The following is a 22,200-nucleotide window of genomic DNA, read 5'->3' on the forward strand; positions in this document are numbered from 1 at the left end:
TCCTGCCGCGTTGTGGACGATGGCCCTGCAGGATGGAGCGGTGCCGGCGATTACGGACACCCGCCGGAAGGTAACAGTAGACTTGAAGGCAATGAGCACCATGGATCCGGCCGTTGCGGCCATGCACGAGGCAGCCGGAAACGGCGCGACGCCCGCCGAGTCACCTGTTGCCGGCCCTGCCGGCGCACTCCCCAGCCCTGCCTTGGCGCCCAACCCCGCGCACGATGCGGCCGCCCAGGAGCTGATCGTGGACGGCCAGGCTCTGGATGTTGCGACGGAAACGGCGGAGGACCGCCGCGTGCGGTTCGAACGCGACGCCATGCAGTATGTGGACCAGCTGTATTCCGCGGCCATGCGGATGGCCCGGAATCCCGCGGATGCCGAGGACCTCGTCCAGGAGGCCTACACGAAGGCTTTTTCGGCCTTCCACCAGTACAAGCCGGGCACCAACCTGAAGGCCTGGCTGTACCGCATCCTGACAAACACCTACATCAATCTTTACCGCAAGCGGCAGCGCGAGCCGCTGCAGTCCAACTCGGACACCATTGAGGACTGGCAGCTGGCCCGGGCGGAGTCGCACACGTCCTCGGGACTGCGCTCGGCCGAGGCCGAGGCGCTTGACCACCTGCCGGATTCCGACGTAAAACGGGCGCTGCAGGCCATCCCGGAGGAATTCCGGCTGGCCGTGTACTTCGCCGACGTCGAGGGATTCGCGTACAAGGAAATTTCAGACATCATGAACACGCCGATCGGGACCGTGATGTCCCGGCTGCACCGGGGCCGGAAAATGCTGCGGGATATGCTCGCCGACTACGCCGCCGAGCGGGGATTCAGGGCCGCAGATGCCACCGCGGCGGCCGGAAGCAACAAACAGGAGAACAGGAAATGAGCGACTGCCAGGGACTGGGCGATTGCGATGACGCCCGGATGCAACGTATCTACGAGTATCTGGATGGTGCCCTCACCCGCGATGACATCGCGGAGATCAAGGACCATCTGGACGGCTGCCCCGAATGCTTTGAGCAGTACGACCTCGAATGTGTCATCCGCGTGATGGTGAAGCGTTCCTGCACCGAAGCCGCCCCGGAGAACCTGAAGAACTCGATCCTGGACCGGATCCACTCCAGTAACCCCGTCGAGGCCTGACCCAGGCAGAACCGGCGCCGCCCGAGTACCATTAAACAGATGACCCCGGAAACCGTGAGGTTTCCGGGGTCATCTGTCCAAAGCTGTGGTTCCTAAGCGTTGCTTAGGCGTTGGGGCGCTTGCCGTGGTTCGCGCCGCCACGCTTACGGTCACGACGTTTACGTGCACGCTTGCTCATAGCTGGCCTCCTTAATTTTTGGTACTCAAAAGAGCTGCCCTCAAGTCTCCCACATCAGGGGACCCGCCGCGAACCGGCGGGCGGGCAGGTGTCCCGGAGGGGCAATGCAAACTGAAACGATTAGTCCAGGGAATTCCGGATAGAGATCCGGGCCTGGTCCAGCACCGTCCTGACCGTCTCCAGCGTCACCGGCGTGATCGGGTGCCGGCCGCCGTGGCGGCGCAATTCCACCCGGATGTCGTCGCGGAAGGCCTGCACCAGCATCTCCGCTTCCCGCAGCCGGCCATCGCTCTCCTGCGAGTAGCGCTGGCCCGCCAGCGAGGCGACCGTTGAACCGGCCGCGCGGGCCGAGGAGCGTGCGGCCTCGGCGGTTGCCGCCAGGTCCGCCCGCAGCCCGCGCATGTTGTCCTTGATGTCCTGGCGCAGGTTGTCCGCGAGCCGCCGGACCGATGCGGAGATGTCGTTTTCCACGCCGGCAAGTTCGTCCCGCCGGCTGTTCAGCTCCAGGAGCCCGGCCGGGGTGATGCTGTAACGGGTCCGGCGGCCTTCCGTGTGCGTGGCCACGAGCCCTTCCTCTTCCAGCTTGCCGAGCCGCGGATAAATGGTCCCGGCACTGGGGGAGTAGGTGCCGCCGAAACGTTCGCTGAGCGCCTTGATGAGTTCGTAGCCGTGCTTGGGGCCGGTCTCCAGCAGGGCCAGGAGGTAGAGCCGGAGGGCGCCATGGGCGAAGACCGGAGGCATCAGAGCCCCGTTTCGGTGTCCGGGGCCGGCGGGCGGTGGAAGATCGACGTCTTGCCCGAGACGGAGTTGGTGCGGACCAGCATGAGCTGGGAGTCGGGCCCGGCGATGGTCTGCACGCCGCCGCCGGGCTGGGCGTACTTCGTGTCGCCAATGACGACGGCGCCGCTGGCGGACTTGGCAATGATGTCCACCCCGACGTCGTGCGGGACGCGGATGGTGACGTCACCCGACACCGAGTTGGCGCCAAAGTCCTGGGTAAAGCCGTGCAGGTCGAAGCTCAGGTCTCCGCTGACGGTGTTGGCGCGGATGTGGCTGAAATCGCCGGAGGCGGTGATCTCGCCGGAGACGCTCTTGGCCGTCAGGACGCCGTGGTGGTTGCGGGCGATCACTTCGCCGCTGACAGTGTTGACGGCCAGGTTTCCGGAGGTGCCGTCGGCCAGGACGGAACCGGAAACCGTGTTGAGCCGGGTGTGCCCGCTGATTCCGGAGACCATGCCGTCGCCGCTGACGGTGCCGGCCTCGACGTCGACGCCGGCTGGCAGGGCGATGCTGATGACCGCCGAGTTGTTGCTGTTGTTGCTGACGGTGTCCATCAAATTCTTGAACCAGCCCTGCGGGCCGTGCAGCTGGTGCCGGACCTCGAGGCGTCCGACCACGATGCTGATCGCCAGCGGATCGCCGGAGACCTCGGAGACCTCGATTCTGGCGACGGCCTCCTCATGGGTGACGATGTCGAACCGGCCCCGGACTATGCCGAGCTTGAGCGACCGGACGCCGTCGACGTCGATGGTCTGCGGACCGGTGACGGTCCAGTTGTTCTCCGTCATGCTGTTCTCTGACATGGTTCCTCCGGGAGGGCGATACTTCATGCGATGGTTACGATATATCGCGACTATGAAGTCACGATATATCGCCGCAACTGCACGGTCAAGATATATCGCGAATTTCCCGGAGCAGGGCGGGGCCTATTCGGGGGTTTCCATCCCCAGCCACTGGAACCAGCCCCGGTGCAGCACAAGCCACGCCATCAGCCCGTAGCCGGCCTGGCCGGGCGTGCCCCCGTTGGCGGCGAGGTCCTGCCGCCACTGTTCATGGTTGAGCAGGGGGGAGAAGGTGTCGACGTAGAGATGTTTGCGCCGCGTGGTGACATCGGCGAAGGCGGTATTGAGCTCGCCGAGCCGGCGGTTCTGGGCCGGGTCCAGTGACGGCGGCGGGCCAACGACAAAAACCTCGATCTTGCTCTGCGAGGCGGAGTCGAGGATGTTGGCGAGGTTGAGCCGGCTGCGTGCAGTGGAGAGGCCAAACTCGACATCTCGGCCGGAAAGGCCAATCACCAGACGGTTCTCGTGGTGGCTGTTGAAGCGGCGGCCGGCTTCCTCAAGCCAGCGGGCGGCCAGACCCTCAGTTCCCTCCTGCGGACAGGGGAGGGAATAGCATTCCAGCGACAGTCCGTCCTGCGGCGTGCGCGCCAGGACCCGCCCCAGCCAGCCCAGCGCCCGGGGGTCACCCAGGCCGGCCAGCAGTTCATCGCCCACGGCTGCGATCCGCAGCTTTCGATCTTCCACGACTACCTCTTCACTCCAGAGCGTCCATTGAACCGCCCCCGGACGACAACGGTGCCCGGGGACGGTGACGGTTTAAACAACTCTGCCCGGCCGGAGTTGCGTGATCCAATCTCCGGCCGGGCAGCGTTGACCTTACTTACGTGCGAATGCCTGCTTGAGCAGTGTGTCCTGCTCGGCCGAGTGGCGCTTCATCGATCCAGCCGCGGTGGCAGCCGAGGCAGGGCGGGAAACGAGGCGGACCCGGCGGTCCAGCGCGTCCGGAAGGTTCAGGCCGATGAACGGCCACGGACCCTGGTTGGCGGGCTCGTCCTGGGCCCAGACAACCTCGGCGTTCGGGTAATTGGCAAGCTCCGCGGCAATCTCGGCGGCAGGCAGCGGGTAAAGCTGCTCGACCCGGATGATCGCCGTGGTCTTGTCGCCGGTCTTCTGCCGGGTGGACAGCAGATCGTAGTACAGGCGCCCGGAGACCAGCAGGACACGTTCGACGGCGTCGGCCTGCAGCTGCTCGTGCTCGGGGATGACCGGCCGGAAGGTGCCGGTGGTGAAGTCCTCCACGGAAGACGCTGCGGCCTTGAGGCGGAGCAGCTGCTTCGGCGTGAAGATGATGAGCGGCTTCCGAGGCCGGCTGTAGGCCTGGCGGCGCAGCAGGTGGAAGTGCGACGCCGACGTCGTGGGGTTGGCCACGATCATGTTCTCTTCGGCGCACATCTGCAGGAAGCGCTCGATCCGGGCGGAGGAGTGGTCCGGCCCCTGGCCCTCGTAACCGTGCGGCAGCATCAGCACGAGCGACGAGCGCTGGCCCCACTTCTGCTCGGCCGAGGAGATGAACTCATCGATGATGGTCTGCGCGCCGTTGACGAAGTCGCCGAACTGCGCCTCCCAGAGCACCAGGGCATCCGGGCGTTCCACCGAGTAGCCGTATTCGAAGCCCATGGCCGCAAATTCCGAGAGCAGGGAGTCGTAGATCCACAGCTTGGCCTGGTCATCGGAGAGGTGTGCCAGGGGCAGCCACTCGTCGCCGTTGGCGCGGTCGTGGAAGACGGCGTGGCGCTGTACGAACGTGCCGCGGCGGGAGTCCTGGCCGGCGAGCCGGACGGGAACGCCTTCCATGATCAGCGAACCGAACGCGGCCAGTTCGCCGAAGCCCCAGTCGATGCCGCCGTCGCGGGACATGACTTCGCGCTTCTCGAGCAGCTGCTTGAGCTTCGCGTGGACCGTGAAACCCTCGGGGATGTCGACGTGTGCCTTGCCGATGCGCGCCAGCGTCTCCGCGGAGATCGCCGTCGACGCCGGGGCGCTGATGCCGGAGTCGGACTGCTGTGCCATCGGGCGTTCCAGATCCGATACCGCGGCGGAATCCGCAGTAATGATTGGAATCGGCGACGTCTGCGCGGCATGCGTTTCCGCGAAGACACGCTCCAGCCGTTCCTGGTAGTCGCGCAGCAACTGCTCGGCTTCTTCCTCGGTGATGTCACCGCGGCCGATCAGGGATTCCGTGTACAGCTTGCGGACCGAGCGCTTGGCCTCGATCAGGTTGTACATCAGGGGCTGGGTCATCGAGGGGTCGTCGCCCTCGTTGTGGCCGCGGCGGCGGTAGCAGACCATGTCAATGACAACGTCCTTGTGGAACCGCTGGCGGAACTCGTAGGCGAGCTGGCCGATGCGGACCACGGCTTCGGGGTCGTCGCCGTTCACGTGGAACACCGGCGCCTGGATCATCTTGGCGACGTCCGTGGAGTACGTGGACGACCGCGACGAGGACGGGGCGGTGGTGAAGCCGACCTGGTTGTTGACCACGATGTGGATGGTGCCGCCGGTGCGGTAACCGCGCAGCTGGGAGAGGTTGAGCGTTTCAGCGACAACACCCTGGCCGGCGAACGCGGCGTCGCCGTGCACCATGATCGGCAGCACGGGGAAGGCTTCGCCCTGGTCGAGGCGGTCCTGCTTGGCGCGGACGATGCCTTCGAGGACGGAGTCCACGGCTTCGAGGTGCGACGGGTTGGCGGCCAGGTAGACCTTGGTCTCCTTGCCGTTGTCCGAGGTGAACGTGCCCTCGGTGCCGAGGTGGTACTTCACGTCGCCGGAGCCCTGCACGGAGCGCGGGTCCTGGGTGCCTTCAAATTCGCGGAAGACCTGGGCGTAGGTCTTTCCGGCAATGTTGGTGAGCACGTTGAGCCGGCCGCGGTGGGCCATGCCGATCGCCACTTCGTCGAGTTCGTCGTCGGCAGCGTCGGAGATGATGGCGTCCAGCAGCGGGATCAGGGACTCGCCGCCCTCGAGCGAGAAACGCTTCTGGCCGACGAACTTCGTCTGCAGGAAGGTCTCGAATGCCTCGGCGGCGTTGAGCTTGGAGACGATGCGCAGCTGCTCGTCGCGGCTCGGCTTGGAGTACGGGTGCTCCAGCTGGTCCTGGAACCACTTGCGCTCTTCCGGGTCCTGGATGTGCATGTATTCGATGCCGGTGGTGCGGCAGTATGCATCGCGGAGCACGCCGAGGATGTCGCGGAATGCCAGCATGGGCTTGCCGCCGAAACCGCCGGTGGGCCATTCGCGGTCCAGGTCCCACAGCGTCAGGCCGTAGGTCAGGACGTCGAGGTCCGGGTGCTTGCGCTGGACGTACTCGAGCGGGTCGGTGTCCGCCATGAGGTGGCCGCGGACGCGGTAGGCGTGGATGAGCTGCTGGATCCGGGCGACCTTGTTGATCTCGTCGGCCGGGTCCACCTGCAGGTCGGGGCTCCAGCGCACGGGCTCGTAAGGGATCCGCAGGGATTCGAAGATCTCGTCGTAGAAGTTCTGGGCGCCCAGCAGGAGCTGGTGGACCAGCTTCAGGAACTCGCCGCTGCCGGCACCCTGAATGACGCGGTGGTCATAGGTGGAGGTCAGGGTAAGGACCTTGCTGATGGCGTTGTGCGCGATGATCTTCGCGCTGGCGCCCTGGAATTCCGCGGGGTAATCCAATGCGCCGACGCCGATGATGGCGGCCTGTCCCTTGGACAGACGCGGCACGGAGTGTACAGTTCCGATGCCGCCCGGGTTGGTCAGCGAGACCGTGGTGCCGGAGTGGTCGTCGGCCGTCAGCTTGCCTGCGCGGGCACGCTTGATCAGGTCCTCGTACGTGTGCCAGAACTCGGAGAAGTTGAGGGTCTCCGCCTTCTTGATGTTCGGGACCATCAGCAGGCGGGTGCCGTCGGGCTTGGGCATGTCGATGGCGATGCCGAAGTTGACGTGGGCCGGCTGGACTGCGACTGGCTTGCCGTCGACCTCGTCGTAGTAGACGTTCATCGAGGGGAACTGGGCCAGGGCGCGGATGACGGCGTAACCGATCAGGTGCGTGAAGGAGACCTTGCCGCCACGGGCACGGGCAAGATTGGAGTTGATCACCACTCGGTTGTCGATCAGCAGTTTCGCTGGGATCGCCCGCACGCTGGTGGCGGTCGGAACCTCCAGGCTGGTGACCATGTTCGACGCGATCGCCTTGGCCGGTCCGCGGAGGACGGAGACGACGTCTTCCTCGGGAGCCGTGGGGGCCTTGATGTTCTTGGGCAGCTGGGCCGGGATGGGCGCAGTGCCGGGGCCGGCTTCCGAGGTCTTGGAACCGTCGCGGGCAATGGTGGCCGGAGCCTTCTTCGCGGCGGGAGGAGCGGCCGAGGCCGGGGCGGGAGCTGCAGGTGCGGCCGGCTGCGCTGCCGGAGCCGCAGGAGCTACCACGGGAAGTTCGCGGGTGGCGGGGTGCGCAACTGCCGCTGCGCCCGAGGTCCCGTTGGTGGAGGCACTGTCTCCGGCGCCAAAGGATTCGAACAAGGGCCACCACTTGGCATCCACCGTGTTCTTGTCCTGCTGATAACGCTCGTACAGTTCGTCAACGAGCCACTCGTTTCCGCCAAATTCCTCTGGTAGACGGTGGCTAGGCTGCTCTGGCACTTGAATTACGCCTCTTCCATGAGTTTGATTCCCACTGGTTTCACGGTGCCGCAGCACAACGATTGAACCAGTCTCCGCGTCCAGTGAACCCAGACCCCTGCCAGTCTAGTGACGATTCTTGCCAAACCGCCAATAAGGGTGACTCAAATCATCGAGTCGGCTTCAAGCGCCGCCGCGGCGCGTCTTCCGGCCGTCCATCGGGGCTGCCGGCGCGGCCGGCCGGGCAGATGAGCGGACGCGTCCGCAGGGTTCGGGAAGCCTCGCTAGAATCGCTCAGAGAACCCGTTGAGCACCGGAATGCCAATTTTTGCTTACTTTAAGGAGCAGCAGTGCGTTTCCTGACAGAGCCCACCACCGACCTGACCTACTCGGACCTCTTCCTGGTACCGTCCCGTTCCGACGTCACCTCCCGGCTGGACGTGGACCTGTCCGCGGATGACGGGACAGGGTCCGCGATTCCGCTGGTGGCGGCCAACATGACGGCGGTGACCGGCAAGCGTATGGCCGAGACCATGGCCCGGCGCGGCGGATTGGCGGTGCTGCCGCAGGACGTACCGCTGGATGTGATCCGCGATGTTGCCTCCTGGCTCAAGACCCGCCACGCCGTCCTGGAGACCCCGGTTACGCTCTCGCCCGCCGACACCGTCATCGATGCCCTGCACCTGATGGGCAAGCGTCCGCACGGGGCTGTCGTGGTGGTGGATGACTCGGGTGCGGTGAGCGGCATCGTCAGGGCCGCCGACTGCGAGGGCCAAGACCGTTTCGCCTCGATCGCCTCGGTGATGCGCCAGCCGCTGGTACTTGACGCCGCCATGTTGGACGACACGCCCGACGGCGACGCCGGCTCCGGCCTGCGCCGCGCCTTCGACGCGATGGACGCCGCCGGGACCGACTTTGCGCCCGTGCAGCGGGACGGTGTCCTGGCCGGGGTCCTCACCCGGAAGGGCGCACTGCGCTCCACGCTGTACCGGCCCTCCCTGGACGCCGCCGGCAGGCTCAAGGTCGCTGCCGCCGTCGGTATCAACGGGGATGTCGCCGGGCGGGCCGCGGAACTCCTCGCCGCCGGGGTCAACGTACTGGTCCTGGACACCGCGCACGGCCACCAGCAGAAAATGTTCGATGCCCTGGCCGCGGTCAAGGGCCTCAACCCGGGCGTCCCCGTGGTGGCAGGCAACGTGGTCACGGCCGAGGCGACGCGCGAACTCATCCAGGCCGGGGCGGACATCGTTAAGGTCGGTGTTGGCCCCGGCGCCATGTGCACCACCCGCATGATGACGGCCGTGGGCCGGCCGCAGTTCTCCGCGGTGCTCGAATGCTCGGCCGCCGCCCGGGCGGCCGAGGGCCGGGTCTGGGCCGACGGCGGTGTCCGCTACCCGCGGGACGTCGCGCTTGCCCTGGCGGCCGGGGCAAGCCAGGTCATGATCGGATCCTGGTTCGCCGGCACGCACGAGAGCCCGGGGGACCTGCAGCAGGACGCCGGCGGGCGGCAGTACAAGGAAAGCTTCGGCATGGCGTCCGCCCGGGCCGTGCAGAACCGCAACCAGCGCGAGGGCGCCTTCGAAAAGGACCGCAAGGCCTTGTTCGAGGAAGGCATCTCAACGTCCCGGATGTTCATCGATCCGGCGAGGCCCGGCGTCGAGGATCTGCTGGATATGATCACCGCCGGGCTCCGCAGCTCCATGAGCTACGCCGGTGCGGCGGACCTTGCGGCACTCCGGGAACGCGCGGTGGCGGGAATCCAGTCCGCTGCCGGCTACGAGGAAGGCCGTCCGGTCCCGCAGAGCTGGTGAGGCGCCGCGGACGGAACCGGCCGCCGTCGGGCCCCTCCTAGAGGGTGTCATGACGGCGGCCGGCCGCCGGTGCTCCTGTAGACTGAAATTCTTATGGACAGTAAATCTAGGTGCCGGCCTGGGGGCTGTCAGCGGGGAACGGAATCCGTTCCCGCGCAGTCTTCCCGAAGAGCCGGCAAACCCCGTTCACGTGCCCATCACTCTCCGGCGCGCCACGCCGGAGCTTTCCAGGAATCAGGGTCGGCCGCGGCTGACCATCCTCCGCCGGGCGGATTACGCGGGCAACCACGCGTTGCCACGGCCCCGGAAGCGGGCCGCTAAATGGAGTGGCTCCTTCTTTTCGCGGGCCTGCTGCTCATCCTCGGAACCGGCTTCTTCGTAGCCGTTGAATTCTCGCTCGTCGCCCTTGACCAGGCGACGGTCCAGCGCGCCGTGGATGACGGCGACACTGCCGCCGCACCCCTGCTCAAATGCCTTAAATCCCTGTCCACGCAGCTCTCCAGCTGCCAGCTGGGCATCACGATCACCACCCTGCTGACCGGGTACGTTATGGAGCCGTCGGTCGGCAAACTGCTCGAAGGGCCGCTGCGCGCCCTGGGTCTCCCGGACGCCGCGATTTCCTCCGTGTCCCTGATCCTTGCGATGGCGTTCGCGACGCTCCTGTCCATGCTGATCGGCGAGCTGGTGCCGAAGAACATGGCGATTGCGCTTTCGTTCCAGGTCGGCAAGGCCCTGGCCCGCCCGCAGCTGATCTTCACCGCAATCTTCAAACCCGCCATTGTGCTGCTTAATGGCTTCTCCAACAAGGTGCTCAATATCTTTGGCCTCGAGGCCAAGGAAGAGATTTCCGGTGCCCGGACTCCGGCGGAACTGGCCTCGCTCGTGCGCCGCTCGGCGGCGATGGGAACCCTCGACGCCGGGACCGCCAACTTCGTCGCCAGGACGCTCAAGTTTTCGGGACGGACGGCAGCGGACGTCATGACGCCCCGCATCCGGGTCGAGACCATCGACGGCGACCAGCCGGTGTCCGACATTGTGGACGCCGCACGCCGCACCGGCTATTCGCGGTTCCCGGTCATCGGGGAATCCTCGGACGACATCCGCGGCGTAGTGCACATCAAGAAGGCCATCGCCGTGCCCTCCGACCGGCGCGCCAAACTGGAGGCCGGCGCGATCATGACGGACGTGCTCCGCGTTCCGGAAACCATCCACCTGGATGCCCTGCTGGCGGAACTGCGCGAAGGCAACCTGCAGCTGGCCGTGGTCCTGGACGAATACGGCGGAACCGCCGGCATCGCCACGCTCRAGGACCTGGTGGAGGAAATCGTCGGAGAAGTCGCCGATGAGCACGACAAGGTCCGGCCGGGGCTCCTCCAGAGCGCTTCGGGGGACTGGTACTTCCCGGGGCTGCTCCGCCCGGATGAACTCTCCGAACAGATCCCGGGCCTGACCGTGCCCGACGAGTCTGCCTACGAAACGGTGGGAGGCTACGTCATGAGCCAGCTGGGCCGGATTGCCGCGGTCGGTGACACCGTCGACGTCGGCGGCGGGACCCTGAGCGTCACCCGCATGGACGGGCGGCGGATCGACCGGATCTGCTTCAAGCCCGTGCGGATCCAGGGCGGGAACCACCCGGCCGGGCAGGTAGGTGCCGCATGAGCGACTGGGCAGGAATTCTCTGGCTTGTTGTGCTGCTGCTCGGCAACGCCTTCTTCGTTGGTGCCGAGTTCGCGGTCATGTCCGCGCGCCGGAGCCAGATCGAACCCCTGGCCGAGGCGGGATCCAAGCGCGCGCAAACCACCCTGCGGGCGATGGAAAACGTCTCGCTGATGCTGGCCTGCGCCCAGCTGGGCATCACCGTCTGTTCGCTGCTGATCCTGCAGGTCGCTGAACCGGCCATCCATCACCTGATGGTGGTGCCGCTGGAAGCGGCAGGCGTACCGGTGGAGATCGCGGACATCGCCGCGTTCGCCGTCGCGCTGCTGCTGGTCACGTTCCTGCACGTCACGATTGGCGAGATGGTACCGAAGAACATCTCGGTGTCCGTGGCGGACAAGGCGGCCCTGCTGCTGGCGCCGCCGCTGATGTTCATCGCCCGCGTGGTGAAGCCGGTGATCGTGGCACTCAACTGGGCCGCCAACCACATCCTGAAACTGATGCGGATCGAGCCCAAGGATGAGGTCACGTCCTCCTTCACGCTTGAGGAGGTCCAGTCGATCGTGCAGGAATCGACCCGCCACGGGCTGGTGGATGACGACGCCGGGCTGATCACCGGTGCGCTGGAGTTCTCGGAACATACCGCGTCTCGCGTGATGGTCCCGCTGGACAAGCTGGTGATGCTGAGGTCGGCCACCACGCCGGTGGAGTTTGAAAAGGCCGTGAGCCGGACCGGGTTCTCGCGCTTTCCGATGCTGGACGATGACGGGATGCTCTCCGGCTACCTCCACATCAAGGATGTGCTGTCCATCCCGGACGCGGCCTATCACCAGCCTATCGCCGAAAGCCACATCCGGTCCCTGGCGAACCTGTCCATGGACGACGAGATCGAGAAGGCCATGTCAGTGATGCAGCGGACCGGATCGCACCTGGCCCGTGTGATCGGCGCGGACGGAAAAACCCAGGGCGTGCTGTTCCTTGAGGACGTCATCGAGGAACTCGTCGGCGAGATCCGAGACGCCACGCAGGCCACGGGCTACMGGAGGCTCGGCCAGGACCAGTAGCTGCGACAGGCTCGGAGGTAGCCCTAAATAGGAATCATTCCTATTTAGGGCTACACTCAAATCTGTTGCTATTGCTCCTGATTCTCAATAACAGATCCGAGGTTTCCTGTGCGTCGTCCTGCTGCCCGTGCCATCGTTGCCGCCTTTGCCGGCCTGAGCGTGCTCCTGACGGCCTGCGGCCAGACCCCGGGGAACCCGCAGGGAAGCGCCGACGACGGAATCGTCGACGTCGTTGCCTCCACCAGTGTTTACGGCGACATTGTCAGCACCATCGGCGGCGACAAGGTGCGCGTCGAGTCCATCATCACGCGCACCAGCCAGGACCCGCACTCCTACGAGGCGACCACCCAGGACAAGCTGGCAGTGTCCAAAGCCGAGCTCCTCGTGGAGAACGGCGGGGGCTATGACGGCTTCATCCACAAGCTCGCCGACGACACGGGGCTGGACCACGGCCGCATCCTGAACGCTGTGGAGCTCTCCGGGCTGGTCCCGGAAGAGGAAGCCGGCGCCTCGCACGACGCCGACGGGCACGGGCACGGCCATGACCATGCGGGCTTCAACGAGCACGTCTGGTACAGCCTGCCGGCCATGGCACGGCTGGCGGATGCCGTCGCTGCCAAGCTCGGTGAGCTGGAGCCGTCCTCCGCGGAGACGTTCCGCAGCAACGCCGCGGCATTCAAGGACTCGCTCGGCGTGCTGGAAGCCAAGCTCGCCGCGGTGAAGGCCTCCGCGGGCCCGGGGGCGGCCGCCGTCACCGAACCGGTGCCGCTGTACCTGCTGGAGGCTGCCGGGCTGGAAAACAAGACCCCCGCCGAGTACCTGTCGGCCATCGAATCCGACGCCGATGTCCCGCCCGCCGTGCTGAAGACCGCCGTCGACCTGGTGGGCTCCGGCGGCATCAAGCTGCTGGCCTACAACCTCCAGACCGAGGGCCCGCAGACCCTCGCCCTGAAGGACGCCGCAGTGTCGGCCGGGATCCCGGTGCTCGACTTCAGCGAGACCCTCCCGGACGGCAAGGGGTACCTTCCGTGGATGTCGGACAACGTGGACGGCATTGTCCGCACGCTGTCCTGAGGACAGCCCCGGGGCCGGGCGGGGCCTAAGATTATCGGAACGGCGTGAGTAGACCGCGCGTGCAGACAGTGCAACCATCCAGGCTTGCGCAGAAATCGAGGAAAGCGAAGTTGACCCCTGTAGTGAGTCTCCGCGGTGCCTCCCTCGCGTTCGGTGAACGGACTCTCTGGGAGAACCTGGATCTGGACATCAACCCGGGTGAATTCTTCGCCGTCCTCGGCCCCAACGGCAGCGGTAAGACGACATTCCTCAAAGTGCTGCTCGGGCTGCAGGAGCTCACGTCCGGGACCGCGGTGCTGGACGGCCACCCCGTGGAGCGGGGGAGCCGGCGGATCGGCTACGTCCCGCAGCAGAAGTCCTTCGACCCCGACACTCCGCTGCGGGCCCGTGACCTTGTGGGCCTTGGCGTCGATGGCCACCGGTGGGGGATCCGCCTTGGTGCCGCCCGGGCCAACCGGAAGATCGACCGGCTGCTCGAACTCGTGGGCGCGCAGGACTATGCGAAAGTGCCGGTGGGCCAGCTCTCCGGCGGCGAGCAACAGCGGCTGCGGGTGGCGCAGGCCCTGGCCGCCGATCCGAAGGTCCTGCTGTGCGACGAGCCCCTGCTGTCCCTCGACCTTCAACATCAGCAGGCTGTCAGCGCCCTGATAAATGAACAGTGCCACGAGCAAGACAGCGCCGTGGTGTTTGTGACGCATGAGATCAACCCGATCGTGGACTACGTCGACCGCGTGCTGTACCTGGCCGGCGGACGGTTCCGTGTGGGGACGCCGGAGGAAGTCATGACCACCGAGGTCCTGTCCGATCTCTACGGCAGCCATGTCGAAGTGATCAACGCGAACGGCCGCATGGTGGTGGTCGGTGTCCCCGACGCCACGACCCACCATCACGAAGACGCGCATGCCGTGGCGGGGGAGGTGGGCTAGGTGGACCTGGACAGCCTGCTCAATTCAATCTTCAACTTCGAAAACTACGGCGAACTGCTCATTCTCGTCCAGAACTCCATCTGGGCCGGGGCGGTCCTGGGCCTGCTGGGCGGCCTCGTGGGAACCTTCGTGATGAAGCGGGATCTGGCCTTCGCCGTGCACGGAATCTCCGAGCTCTCCTTTGCCGGCGCGGCGTTCGCCCTGTTGATCGGCGTCGACGTCGTGCTGGGTTCCCTGGCGGGCTCCGTGGCCGCCGCCCTGCTGCTGGGCCTGATGGGGGTCCGCGCCAGGGACAAGAATTCGACCATCGGCGTGCTCATGCCGTTCGGCCTCGGCCTGGGCATCCTCTTCCTTTCGCTCTATGAAGGCCGTGCGGCCAACAAGTTTGGCCTGCTCACCGGGCAGATCGTCTCGGTCGGAACGGTCCAGCTGCAGGTGCTGGCGGGTGCCGCCGTCGTCGTGATGCTGGCCCTGGTCGCCATCTGGCGGCCGCTGACGTTTGCCAGTGTCGACCCCGACGTCGCCGCTGCCCGCGGAGTGCCCGTGCGGGCGCTGGCCCTCGGTTTTATGCTGCTGCTTGGCGTCAGCGTGGCGCTCTCCATCCAGATCGTCGGCGCCCTCCTGGTGCTCGCGCTGCTCATCACTCCCGCGGCTGCCGCCATGCGGGTGACCTCGTCGCCGCGGCTGGTGGTGGTCCTGAGCGTCGTGTTCGCCGTGACGGCAACGGTGGGCGGCATCCTGCTGGCCCTCGGCGGCCGGATCCCCATCAGCCCCTACGTGACCACGCTGTCGTTCCTCATCTACGTCGTCTGCCGTATCATCGGCGGCGCCCGGGCCAAGCGCGGAATCAACGGCCGGATTGTCCGCAGGACGGCGCCGGCCGCCTGAGCCGTCGCAGCCTGGCGGCTGCAAGTATGCATCACTGCAAGTATGCATTTGTGCAATCGTTGCAGTCGTGCAATTATTTATCCCATGACTGATGCTGTTTCGATGCCCCTGCGTGAGCGCAAGAAGGCTGAAACCTGGATGGCCCTCCATGAGGCGGCCGCGTCGCTTGCGCTGCAGAACGGCGTCGAGCAGACCACGGTGGAGGCCGTCGCCGCGAATGCCGGCGTCTCCCCGCGGACGTTTTTCAACTATTTTCAGGCCAAGGAAGACGCCATCCTGGGCCTGCGCGAGCCTGTCCTCGAAGCGTCGCTGCTCACGGGGATCTCCGTCACCGCGGACGATCTGGTGGGGCAGGTTGCGGGCCTCCTGATGACCGTTGCCTCGACCGCGCTCGGTGGCGCCGACCGCGCACGCCGCCGCCAGCTGATCGCCCGGGATCCGCACCTGGGCCGCCGCCACATGGACTACATGGTCAAAGCCGAGACACTTGTCTGCCAGGGCCTCGCCGGCCTGCTGGCGGAGGACCCCGGCTGGGCGGCCGGCGCCGAAGGCTTCGGCCCCGAGGAGTCCGCGCGCATGCTGGTCATGATCGCCGGCGTCCCCATCCGCTTCAAACTCACCTCCGCCGATTTCGACCCCGTCGAGGGTCTCTCCGCGGAAACCCTCCAGCCGTCGTTGGCACTGCTCCACGAACTCCTAAGGAAACTCTCATGACCACGCACGCTGTCCCCGCCACGGGACCTGCCGGGGAAAAACAGCACATGGTGCTGCTGTTTGTCGGCCTGATGCTCTCGATGCTGCTCGCGGCACTGAACCAGACGGTGCTCAGTACCGCGCTGCCCACCATCGTGGGTGAACTCCACGGCGTCAGCGACATGCTCTGGGTCATCACCGCCTTCATCCTCGCCTCCACCATCACCATGCCCATCTACGGCAAACTCGGCGACCTCATGGGACGCAAAGCCCTGCTGATCGCCGCCATTGTCCTGTTCATGATCGGGTCCGTCATCGGCGGCCTCGCCAACGACATGGGAGTGCTCATCACCGCCCGCGTCGTCCAGGGCCTCGGCGGCGGTGGCCTGATGATCCTGTCGCAGGCCGTCATTGCCGACGTCGTACCGCCCCGCGAACGCGGAAAGTACATGGGAATGATGGGCGGCGTCTTTGCCATCGCCTCCGTCGCCGGGCCGCTGCTGGGCGGCTGGTTCACTGAAGGACCCGGCTGGCGCTGGGTGTTCTGGATCAACATCCCCCTGGGCCTGCTGGCGCTGGCCGGGGCCGTCTTCTTCCTCAAGCTGCCCAAGCACAGCGGCAAGCCGCGCCTGGACCTCGGCGGCATGGTGCTGCTCGCGATCGCCACGACCTGCCTTGTGCTGTTCGCGACCTGGGGCGGCGGCAAGTACGAGTGGACCGATCCGATCATCCTGGCCCTGATCGCCGGCACCATCCTCAGCGCTGTTGCCTTCGTTCTGGTGGAGCGGCGCACGGCCGAGCCCATAATTCCGCTGCACCTGTTCAAAGACCTCAACTTCAACCTCTCGACCATTGCCGGGCTGCTGATCGGTGTGGCCATGTTTGGCGCCATCGGTTACCTGCCCACCTATCTGCAGATGGCCTTCAGCGTCAACGCCACCGAATCCGGGCTGCTGATGATCCCGATGATGGGCGCCCTGCTGGTTGCCTCGGTCGTCTCGGGCCAGCTGGTCAGCCGCACCGGCCGCTACAAGTGGATGCCGATTGCCGGCGGCGTACTGGTCGCAGTCGCCCTCGTGCTGCTCTCCACCCTGAAGCCGGGAGCGCCGCTCTGGGAAATCTGCGCCTACCTCGCTGTGATGGGCCTGGGGCTGGGCCTGAGCATGCAGATCATGGTGCTGATTGTGCAGAACTCCTTCCCGCTGCGTGAAGTCGGCACTGCAACGGCGTCGAACAACTTCTTCCGGCAGATCGGGGCCACCCTTGGCTCCGCAGTGGTGGGAAGCCTCTTTGCGAGCCGGCTGGCCGAATTGCTCGCCGAGCGGTTGCCGGCCGCAGCCACCGGGGGAGGTGCCCCGGGAGGATCGAACTCACTGACTCCCGCGGTGGTCAGCCACCTGCCGGCGCCGATCAAGGAGGCCATCATCTCCTCTTACAACGACGCGCTGACGCCGATCTTCATCTGGATGGTGCCGCTGGCTCTGGCCGCCGCCGTGCTGATGTGCTTCGTCAAGCAGAAGCCGCTGGCCACCGCCATTGAGCACGACGTGCTGTCCGAATCCATTTCGGAGGGCAACATCCTGATCACTGCCGACGACGCCGACGACGCCCTCGCTCCTGCCCGCGGAGCCAGGGCTTAGGCGGTAGTCCGGGCCGTGCACTCCGGGCACAGCCCAAAAATTTCGACGGTGTGTTCCACCGCGGTGAAGCCGTGCTCGGTGGCGGTCCGCGCGGCCCAGGCCTCTACCGCCGGCGCCTCGACTTCGACGGCCTTGCCGCAACTGCGGCACAGCAGGTGGTGGTGATGGCCGGTGACGGCGCAGCGCCGGTACACGGCCTCGCCGTCGGCGTTCCGGAGCACGTCCACCTGGCCCTCGTCAGCGAGGGACTGCAGGATCCGGTATGACGTGGCGAGGGACACCGACGTGCCGCGCTCCTGCAGGATGCGGTGCAGTTCCTGGGTGCTGACGAAGTCCGTCAGCTCGTCCAGGACGGCGCTGACCGCGAGCCGCTGCTTCGTGACGCGCTGCTCTTTGGCCGCGGCGGGAGCCGGCGCCGCTGCCCGGCTGCCGTTGGCGGTGGCGCCCTGGGACATCGTGGAACTCGCTTCGCTGGTGGTCTCGATACGGGATGGTGGCAAGGTCCAAGATTACCAGCCGGGCCCGTGGACACCGCTTTGCCGGAACCCTAGGCTGGCCGGATGATGCTGACCAAATTCACGCATGCCTGTGTCCGGCTGGAGAAGGACGGCAAGGTGCTGGTGTTCGATCCGGGGAACTTCTCGGAGGCGGACCTGGCCCTCGCCGGCGCCGATGCCGTGCTGATCACGCACGAGCATCCGGACCATATCGACGTCGACGCCGTCACTGCCGCCCTGTTGGCCGGCGATGCGCTACAGATTTACGCTCCGGCAGGCGTCGCGGCGCAACTGCGGGAGAAGGCGCCCGACGCCGGGCAGCGGATCCATACGGTCGCCACCGGCGAGGACTTCGAGACGGCTGGGTTCTCCATCCGGACGTTTGGAGGCCAGCACGCGGTGATCCATCCCCAGATTCCGGTGGTGGCCAATATCGGCTATTTCGTGGACTCGAACGTCTACCACCCGGGCGATTCCTTCATTGTGCCCGACGGCGTGGACGTGCGGACACTGCTGGTGCCGATCCACGCACCCTGGAACAAACTGGGTGAGGTGGTCGACTTCCTGATCGGTGTCCGGGCCCCGAGGGCCTTCCCGATCCACGACGCGCTGCTCAATGACAACGGGCGCGGACTGGTGGAAGGGCATGTGACGCGGTTCGGCGCCAAGTACGGCACGGAATACCGGCACCTCTCCAGCGGGGATACCGTCGAGGTCTAGGGGTGCATGGGCCTAGGCAGGCCAGGCCCCGCTGGCGAAGAAGTCGCGGATGGTCGCTTCATGCGGCTCGGGATCCAGTCCCTGGGCCTGCAGCCACTCCGGGTCGTAGTAGTTGCCGGCGTAGCGGTCGCCGCCGTCGCACATTAATGACACGACACTGCCGCGGCGGCCCTCGGCGATCATCTCGGCGATGAGCTGCCAGACGCCCCACAGGTTCGTGCCGGTGGAGGGCCCGGCATGCAGGCCGGCGTGGTGGTTCAGATGACGCATGGCCGCCACAGAAGCCGCGTCCGGGACCTGGATCATGTGGTCGATGACGGCCGGGACGAAGCTGGGCTCCAGCCGCGCCCGGCCGATCCCTTCGATCCGTGACGGCTGGCCTGCCGGCGCCGCGTGCGTTCCGCCGGCGCCCCTTCGGTTTTCCAGCCACCCGGGGTAGAACGCGGAGTTTTCCGGATCCACGACTGCGAGTTCAGTGCTGTGGCGCTGGTACCGGAGGTAGCGGCCGATGGTGGCGCTGGTGCCGCCGGTGCCTGCACCCACGACGATCCAGCGGGGGATCGGGTGCTCCTCCAGGGCAAGCTGGCCGAAGATGGACTCGGCGATGTTGTTGTTGCCGCGCCAGTCCGTGGCCCGTTCGGCGTAGGTGAACTGGTCCATGTAGTGGCCGTTGGTGCGCCGGGCGAGGTCCCCGGCAGCCTCATAGACCTCCGAGGCGTGGTCCACTAGCAGGCACGAGCCGCCAAACTGCTCGATCAGGGCGATCTTCTCCCGGCTGGTGGTCCGGGCCATCACAGCGATGAACGGCAGCCCCAGCAGCCGGGCAAAGTAGGCTTCCGACACGGCCGTGCTGCCGCTGGAGGCCTCCACAATGGTGGTGCCTTCCGAGATCCAGCCGTTGACCAGCCCGAAGAGGAACAGCGAGCGGGCCAGGCGGTGCTTCAGGCTGCCGGTGCGGTGAGTTGACTCGTCCTTGAGGTACAGCTGGACACCCCAGTGCTCGGGAAGCGGGACGGAATACAAGTGAGTGTCTGCGGACCGGTTGTTCTCGGCGTTGATTCTGCGGATCGCTTCGTCGGCCCATGCCCTGTCCTGCTGCTGCACTCTCATCACCGCACCAGCCTACCCGCGGGGGCAGGTCCCGGATGGATAGAGTTGGCGGATGCAGACCCTTATGGACGTGGCCACCTTGAAGGACCGGCTGGACGGCGCCGGCACCGCCGGGCAGCGAACAGTGTTGCTCGATGTGCGCTGGACACTCGGCGACCCGCACGGCCGGGAACACTATCTGGCGGAACACCTCCCCGGTGCACTTTTTGTGGACCTCGCCGCCGAACTTGCCGGACCCGCGGACCCCAGCCGCGGCCGCCACCCGCTCCCAACCCTGGAGCAGTTCCAGGCGTCTGCGCGCTCCTGGGGCATCCGCAGCGGCGACGTCGTGGTGGCCTATGACGACAGCGGGAACATGGCCGCCGCGAGGCTCTGGTGGATGCTGCGGAACGCCGGTCTCGCCGACGTTTACCTGCTCGACGGCGGCCTGGCCGCCTGGCGTGGGGCGGGCTACGCCGTCGAAAGCGGCGAACGGCAGGCGGAGACGGGCGACGTCGAGTTGATGGACGGCGCACTGCCCGTGATCGACGCCGGGCAGGCGGCCTCGTGGGGCCGGCAGGGACTGCTGCTGGACGCCCGGGCGGGGGAGCGGTACCGCGGCGAGTTCGAGCCCGTTGACCCGAGGGCGGGCCATATCCCGGGAGCCGTAAGCGCCCCCACCACCGCAAACCTGGGTGCCGACGGCAGGTTCCTGTCCCCGGCGGCGTTGCGGGAGCGGTTCACCGATCTCGGCGTCCGGGCCGATGTCCCCACAGCCGTCTACTGCGGCTCAGGCGTCACGGCGGCCCACGAAGTTGCGGCCCTGGAAATCGCCGGATTCCCTGCGGCACTCTATCCGGGGTCGTTCTCCGAGTGGTCGAATAACCCTTCAAACGACGTCGTCACCGGTGCTTCCCCCGACGGCGTCGCGCCATAGGGCAGCCCGGCCCAGGCCGCAACGGCCAGGCGGCTAACCGAGCGGCAGCCCTGCCCGGCTGGGGCGGCCCGGAAACGAGTCCGAGCTAGGCCGCAGCCTGCACTGCCTGGCTGGCGCCCACCGTTACTTTCGCCCGGCGCCTGACTTTTGCCCGGTGCCTGAGCTGTCTGCTCTGGAGCGGTCTTGGCGGTTCCGCGGTTTCTCGGTCCTTCCCGGACCGCGGTGGTGGCCGCCGGGTGACGACCGTCCCCGGCAGTGGCGGAGCGGTGGAGAAATAGGTGTGGCCCGTGGGGGTGGTGAGTTCCAAGGTGTGTCTAGGCCCCGGTCTGGGGTGGGCGCGCCAGCCGGGGGTTTCTTTGGTGTGGTTGCAGGCTTCGCAGAGCCCGGCGCCGTTGGCGCTGGTTGTTGGTCCGACTCGGTGCCAGGGAATGATGTGGTCCAGGTGCCGGATCGGGGCGTCGCAGTACGGCGTCCTGCAGGTCTCGTCCCGGGCATGGACAAAACGGCGCAGCCCCGGCGGGAAGAGCCGCGCGCGGGAGTCCATTGCGGTGAGCTCCCCCGTGCAGGGGGCTGTGTAGAGCCGCCGCAGCCAGACGCTAAGGTCACAGTCGTCGTCGGCGGTGTCCGTGGCCTTGTCCGTTCCCTCTGCTCGTGCTCGGCCGGCGTCTGTTCCTGCCACGCCGCCGCCTGCTCCGGTTCCGAGCTCTGTTTCCTGGCTTGCGCCGCGCGCTTTTCCTCCACGAGTTAGCAGTTCCCGTGCCCAGCCGGCGGGGACGATCCCGTAGCCCGGGAGGCGGGCGGGTTCGCTGTCGCCCTGGAACAGGGTGCGGTCGGTCATGACGAGCTGGATCTCGATCCCGGTGATCCCGCCGGGGGTGCCGGTGGTGCGCTCGACAAGGGAGTCCGCCATGAGCTGGCCTCGGGTCCGGGGGTCTCCGGCGGAACGCAGGGAGTCGGCGCGCCTTGTGAGGGCGGCGTGCATCGCGACGCCGGCGGCGACGGGGAGCAGGGCGGTGAGGTAGCACATGGTGTCAGGGGCCGGGCGGAGGCTGACGTGCCGTTCGGTGGCGGCGTGGCTGGCGCGCTGGGTGACCGTGCGTGGGTCCCGCCGGTAGGCTGCCGCCCGGGCGGCGGCGATGATGGCCCGGTCCCCGGCGCCGTCGAAGGTCCCGGCGTCGGCGGCCAGCTCCTCGTCCACTGCAGCACGGTCGGCGGCGGACAGGCAGGCAGTCTCGCGCACGAGAAGCGTCGCGCGCCATTCGTTGAGCTTTCCTTTATCCAGCGCGGCCAGGGTGTGAGGCATCTCCGTAACAAGCGCCTTGGCCAACCCCAGGAGCCTGCTGCCCTTGGCCGGGGATTCCCGCCGGGCCAGTGCGACCTGGGCAGCAACGCCGGCGCCGAGCTGCTCGGCGGGCATCCCGGCGTCGGACTGTTCACGACTCTGGAGCAGATCGAAGGCGACGGCAAGCCTGGCCTGACGGGCGGCCAGGGCGCACTTCAAGTTCTCCAATTCGCGTGTTTCGGTGACCAGTGCCGCGGCGCTGGCCGGGGACGGGATCCCTGCCAGGATCCGCGCCAGGTCCGCGACCGTCACTGTCGCCGAAACCACGTCGGGCTCTTGCTTGCCGTCCATGGTTCAAGTGGCCCTTCGGGCTATGACATTTATGGCCCGGCG

20 protein-coding genes are annotated in these 22,200 nt (G+C 66.9%); 12 read left to right on the forward strand and 8 right to left on the reverse strand.

Going from position 1 to position 22,200, the window contains the following annotated elements; translation table 11 throughout:
• Positions 1 to 19 precede the first annotated feature (19 nt).
• Positions 20 to 889: a sigma-70 family RNA polymerase sigma factor gene (locus AB4Y67_RS04625; RefSeq protein WP_441404707.1), complete on the forward strand. Its 870-nt coding sequence runs from the start codon at positions 20 to 22 to the stop codon at positions 887 to 889.
• A complete protein-coding gene (gene rsrA / locus AB4Y67_RS04630; protein WP_441404609.1) occupies positions 886 to 1,146 on the forward strand; it encodes a mycothiol system anti-sigma-R factor in 261 nt (86 codons plus the stop codon). The genes AB4Y67_RS04625 and rsrA overlap by 4 nt, the downstream gene beginning before the upstream one ends.
• Before the next feature lie 103 nt (positions 1,147 to 1,249).
• On the opposite strand, the gene AB4Y67_RS04635 is transcribed toward rsrA, so the two are convergent.
• The 5 genes from AB4Y67_RS04635 to AB4Y67_RS04655 form a co-directional block, all read right to left on the reverse strand.
• A complete protein-coding gene (locus tag AB4Y67_RS04635; RefSeq protein ID WP_104061284.1) occupies positions 1,250 to 1,324 on the reverse strand; it encodes a 50S ribosomal protein bL37 in 75 nt (24 codons plus the stop codon).
• Positions 1,325 to 1,444: 120 nt separating this feature from the next.
• Entirely contained in the window at positions 1,445 to 2,065 is a 621-nt protein-coding gene (locus tag AB4Y67_RS04640) for a PadR family transcriptional regulator (RefSeq protein WP_441404610.1), read from the reverse strand.
• A complete protein-coding gene (locus AB4Y67_RS04645) occupies positions 2,065 to 2,892 on the reverse strand; it encodes a DUF4097 family beta strand repeat-containing protein (RefSeq protein ID WP_441404708.1) in 828 nt (275 codons plus the stop codon). Before AB4Y67_RS04645 ends, AB4Y67_RS04640 begins: the two co-directional genes overlap by 1 nt.
• A gap of 138 nt (positions 2,893 to 3,030) precedes the next feature.
• A complete protein-coding gene (locus AB4Y67_RS04650; RefSeq protein WP_441404611.1) occupies positions 3,031 to 3,630 on the reverse strand; it encodes a GDSL-type esterase/lipase family protein in 600 nt (199 codons plus the stop codon).
• Positions 3,631 to 3,762: 132 nt separating this feature from the next.
• Positions 3,763 to 7,551: a multifunctional oxoglutarate decarboxylase/oxoglutarate dehydrogenase thiamine pyrophosphate-binding subunit/dihydrolipoyllysine-residue succinyltransferase subunit gene (locus AB4Y67_RS04655; protein WP_441404612.1), complete on the reverse strand. Its 3,789-nt coding sequence runs from the start codon at positions 7,549 to 7,551 to the stop codon at positions 3,763 to 3,765.
• A 329-nt stretch (positions 7,552 to 7,880) separates the two neighbouring features.
• Here AB4Y67_RS04655 and AB4Y67_RS04660 point away from each other — a divergent pair, with 329 nt between their 5' ends.
• The 8 genes from AB4Y67_RS04660 to AB4Y67_RS04695 all read left to right on the forward strand — a co-directional run bounded on the left by AB4Y67_RS04660 (position 7,881) and on the right by AB4Y67_RS04695 (position 17,282).
• Positions 7,881 to 9,341, forward strand: coding sequence for a GuaB1 family IMP dehydrogenase-related protein (locus tag AB4Y67_RS04660; RefSeq protein ID WP_441404613.1), 1,461 nt, complete (start codon positions 7,881 to 7,883; stop codon positions 9,339 to 9,341).
• 321 nt (positions 9,342 to 9,662) lie between these two features.
• Complete coding sequence (locus tag AB4Y67_RS04665; protein WP_441404614.1) at positions 9,663 to 11,000, forward strand: hemolysin family protein; 1,338 nt, start codon at positions 9,663 to 9,665, stop codon at positions 10,998 to 11,000.
• Positions 10,997 to 12,061, forward strand: coding sequence for a hemolysin family protein (locus tag AB4Y67_RS04670; protein ID WP_441404615.1), 1,065 nt, complete (start codon positions 10,997 to 10,999; stop codon positions 12,059 to 12,061). The genes AB4Y67_RS04665 and AB4Y67_RS04670 overlap by 4 nt, the downstream gene beginning before the upstream one ends.
• 108 nt (positions 12,062 to 12,169) lie before the next feature.
• Entirely contained in the window at positions 12,170 to 13,135 is a 966-nt protein-coding gene (locus AB4Y67_RS04675) for a metal ABC transporter solute-binding protein, Zn/Mn family (RefSeq protein ID WP_441404616.1), read from the forward strand.
• Between the two features lie 110 nt (positions 13,136 to 13,245).
• Complete coding sequence (locus AB4Y67_RS04680) at positions 13,246 to 14,061, forward strand: metal ABC transporter ATP-binding protein (RefSeq protein WP_441404617.1); 816 nt, start codon at positions 13,246 to 13,248, stop codon at positions 14,059 to 14,061.
• Positions 14,062 to 14,949, forward strand: a complete 888-nt coding sequence (locus tag AB4Y67_RS04685; RefSeq protein WP_441404618.1) for a metal ABC transporter permease — start codon at positions 14,062 to 14,064, stop codon at positions 14,947 to 14,949.
• 84 nt (positions 14,950 to 15,033) lie between these two features.
• On the forward strand, positions 15,034 to 15,663 hold the full coding sequence (locus AB4Y67_RS04690; RefSeq protein WP_441404619.1) for a TetR/AcrR family transcriptional regulator: 630 nt from the start codon (positions 15,034 to 15,036) through the stop codon (positions 15,661 to 15,663).
• Positions 15,660 to 17,282 (forward strand): MDR family MFS transporter, encoded by a 1,623-nt coding sequence (locus AB4Y67_RS04695; protein WP_441404620.1) that lies wholly within the window; start codon positions 15,660 to 15,662, stop codon positions 17,280 to 17,282. Before AB4Y67_RS04690 ends, AB4Y67_RS04695 begins: the two co-directional genes overlap by 4 nt.
• On the opposite strand, the gene AB4Y67_RS04700 is transcribed toward AB4Y67_RS04695, so the two are convergent.
• Entirely contained in the window at positions 17,279 to 17,737 is a 459-nt protein-coding gene (locus tag AB4Y67_RS04700) for a Fur family transcriptional regulator (protein WP_441404709.1), read from the reverse strand. The two genes, AB4Y67_RS04695 and AB4Y67_RS04700, sit on opposite strands and share 4 nt — an antisense overlap.
• 105 nt (positions 17,738 to 17,842) lie before the next feature.
• Here AB4Y67_RS04700 and AB4Y67_RS04705 point away from each other — a divergent pair, with 105 nt between their 5' ends.
• Complete coding sequence (locus tag AB4Y67_RS04705) at positions 17,843 to 18,499, forward strand: MBL fold metallo-hydrolase (protein ID WP_441404621.1); 657 nt, start codon at positions 17,843 to 17,845, stop codon at positions 18,497 to 18,499.
• Positions 18,500 to 18,511: 12 nt separating this feature from the next.
• Here AB4Y67_RS04705 and AB4Y67_RS04710 read toward each other — a convergent pair whose 3' ends face one another.
• A complete protein-coding gene (locus AB4Y67_RS04710) occupies positions 18,512 to 19,609 on the reverse strand; it encodes a PLP-dependent cysteine synthase family protein (RefSeq protein WP_441404622.1) in 1,098 nt (365 codons plus the stop codon).
• 52 nt (positions 19,610 to 19,661) lie between these two features.
• Here AB4Y67_RS04710 and AB4Y67_RS04715 point away from each other — a divergent pair, with 52 nt between their 5' ends.
• Positions 19,662 to 20,525 carry a sulfurtransferase gene (locus AB4Y67_RS04715; RefSeq protein WP_441404623.1) on the forward strand — a complete coding sequence of 288 codons (864 nt, stop codon included), beginning with the start codon at positions 19,662 to 19,664 and terminating at the stop codon, positions 20,523 to 20,525.
• 85 nt (positions 20,526 to 20,610) lie between these two features.
• On the opposite strand, the gene AB4Y67_RS04720 is transcribed toward AB4Y67_RS04715, so the two are convergent.
• Positions 20,611 to 22,158, reverse strand: a complete 1,548-nt coding sequence (locus tag AB4Y67_RS04720; protein WP_441404624.1) for a DUF222 domain-containing protein — start codon at positions 22,156 to 22,158, stop codon at positions 20,611 to 20,613.
• Positions 22,159 to 22,200 lie beyond the last annotated feature (42 nt).

The sequence above is a fragment of the Arthrobacter sp. YAF17 genome, from assembly GCF_052113365.1.
Lineage (GTDB): Bacteria > Actinomycetota > Actinomycetes > Actinomycetales > Micrococcaceae > Arthrobacter.

Bases quoted from the DNA above. Each gene is read 5' to 3' on its own strand.
- AB4Y67_RS04625 (WP_441404707.1), top strand. From the start codon at position 20: ATGGCCCTGCAGGATGGAGCGGTGCCGGCGATTACGGACACCCGCCGG.
- rsrA (WP_441404609.1), top strand. From the start codon at position 886: ATGAGCGACTGCCAGGGACTGGGCGATTGCGATGACGCCCGGATGCAA.
- AB4Y67_RS04640 (WP_441404610.1), bottom strand. From the start codon at position 2,065: ATGCCTCCGGTCTTCGCCCATGGCGCCCTCCGGCTCTACCTCCTGGCC.
- AB4Y67_RS04645 (WP_441404708.1), bottom strand. From the start codon at position 2,892: ATGACGGAGAACAACTGGACCGTCACCGGTCCGCAGACCATCGACGTC.
- AB4Y67_RS04690 (WP_441404619.1), top strand. From the start codon at position 15,034: ATGACTGATGCTGTTTCGATGCCCCTGCGTGAGCGCAAGAAGGCTGAA.
- AB4Y67_RS04695 (WP_441404620.1), top strand. From the start codon at position 15,660: ATGACCACGCACGCTGTCCCCGCCACGGGACCTGCCGGGGAAAAACAG.
- AB4Y67_RS04700 (WP_441404709.1), bottom strand. From the start codon at position 17,737: ATGTCCCAGGGCGCCACCGCCAACGGCAGCCGGGCAGCGGCGCCGGCT.
- AB4Y67_RS04705 (WP_441404621.1), top strand. From the start codon at position 17,843: ATGATGCTGACCAAATTCACGCATGCCTGTGTCCGGCTGGAGAAGGAC.
- AB4Y67_RS04710 (WP_441404622.1), bottom strand. From the start codon at position 19,609: ATGAGAGTGCAGCAGCAGGACAGGGCATGGGCCGACGAAGCGATCCGC.
- AB4Y67_RS04715 (WP_441404623.1), top strand. From the start codon at position 19,662: ATGCAGACCCTTATGGACGTGGCCACCTTGAAGGACCGGCTGGACGGC.
- AB4Y67_RS04720 (WP_441404624.1), bottom strand. From the start codon at position 22,158: ATGGACGGCAAGCAAGAGCCCGACGTGGTTTCGGCGACAGTGACGGTC.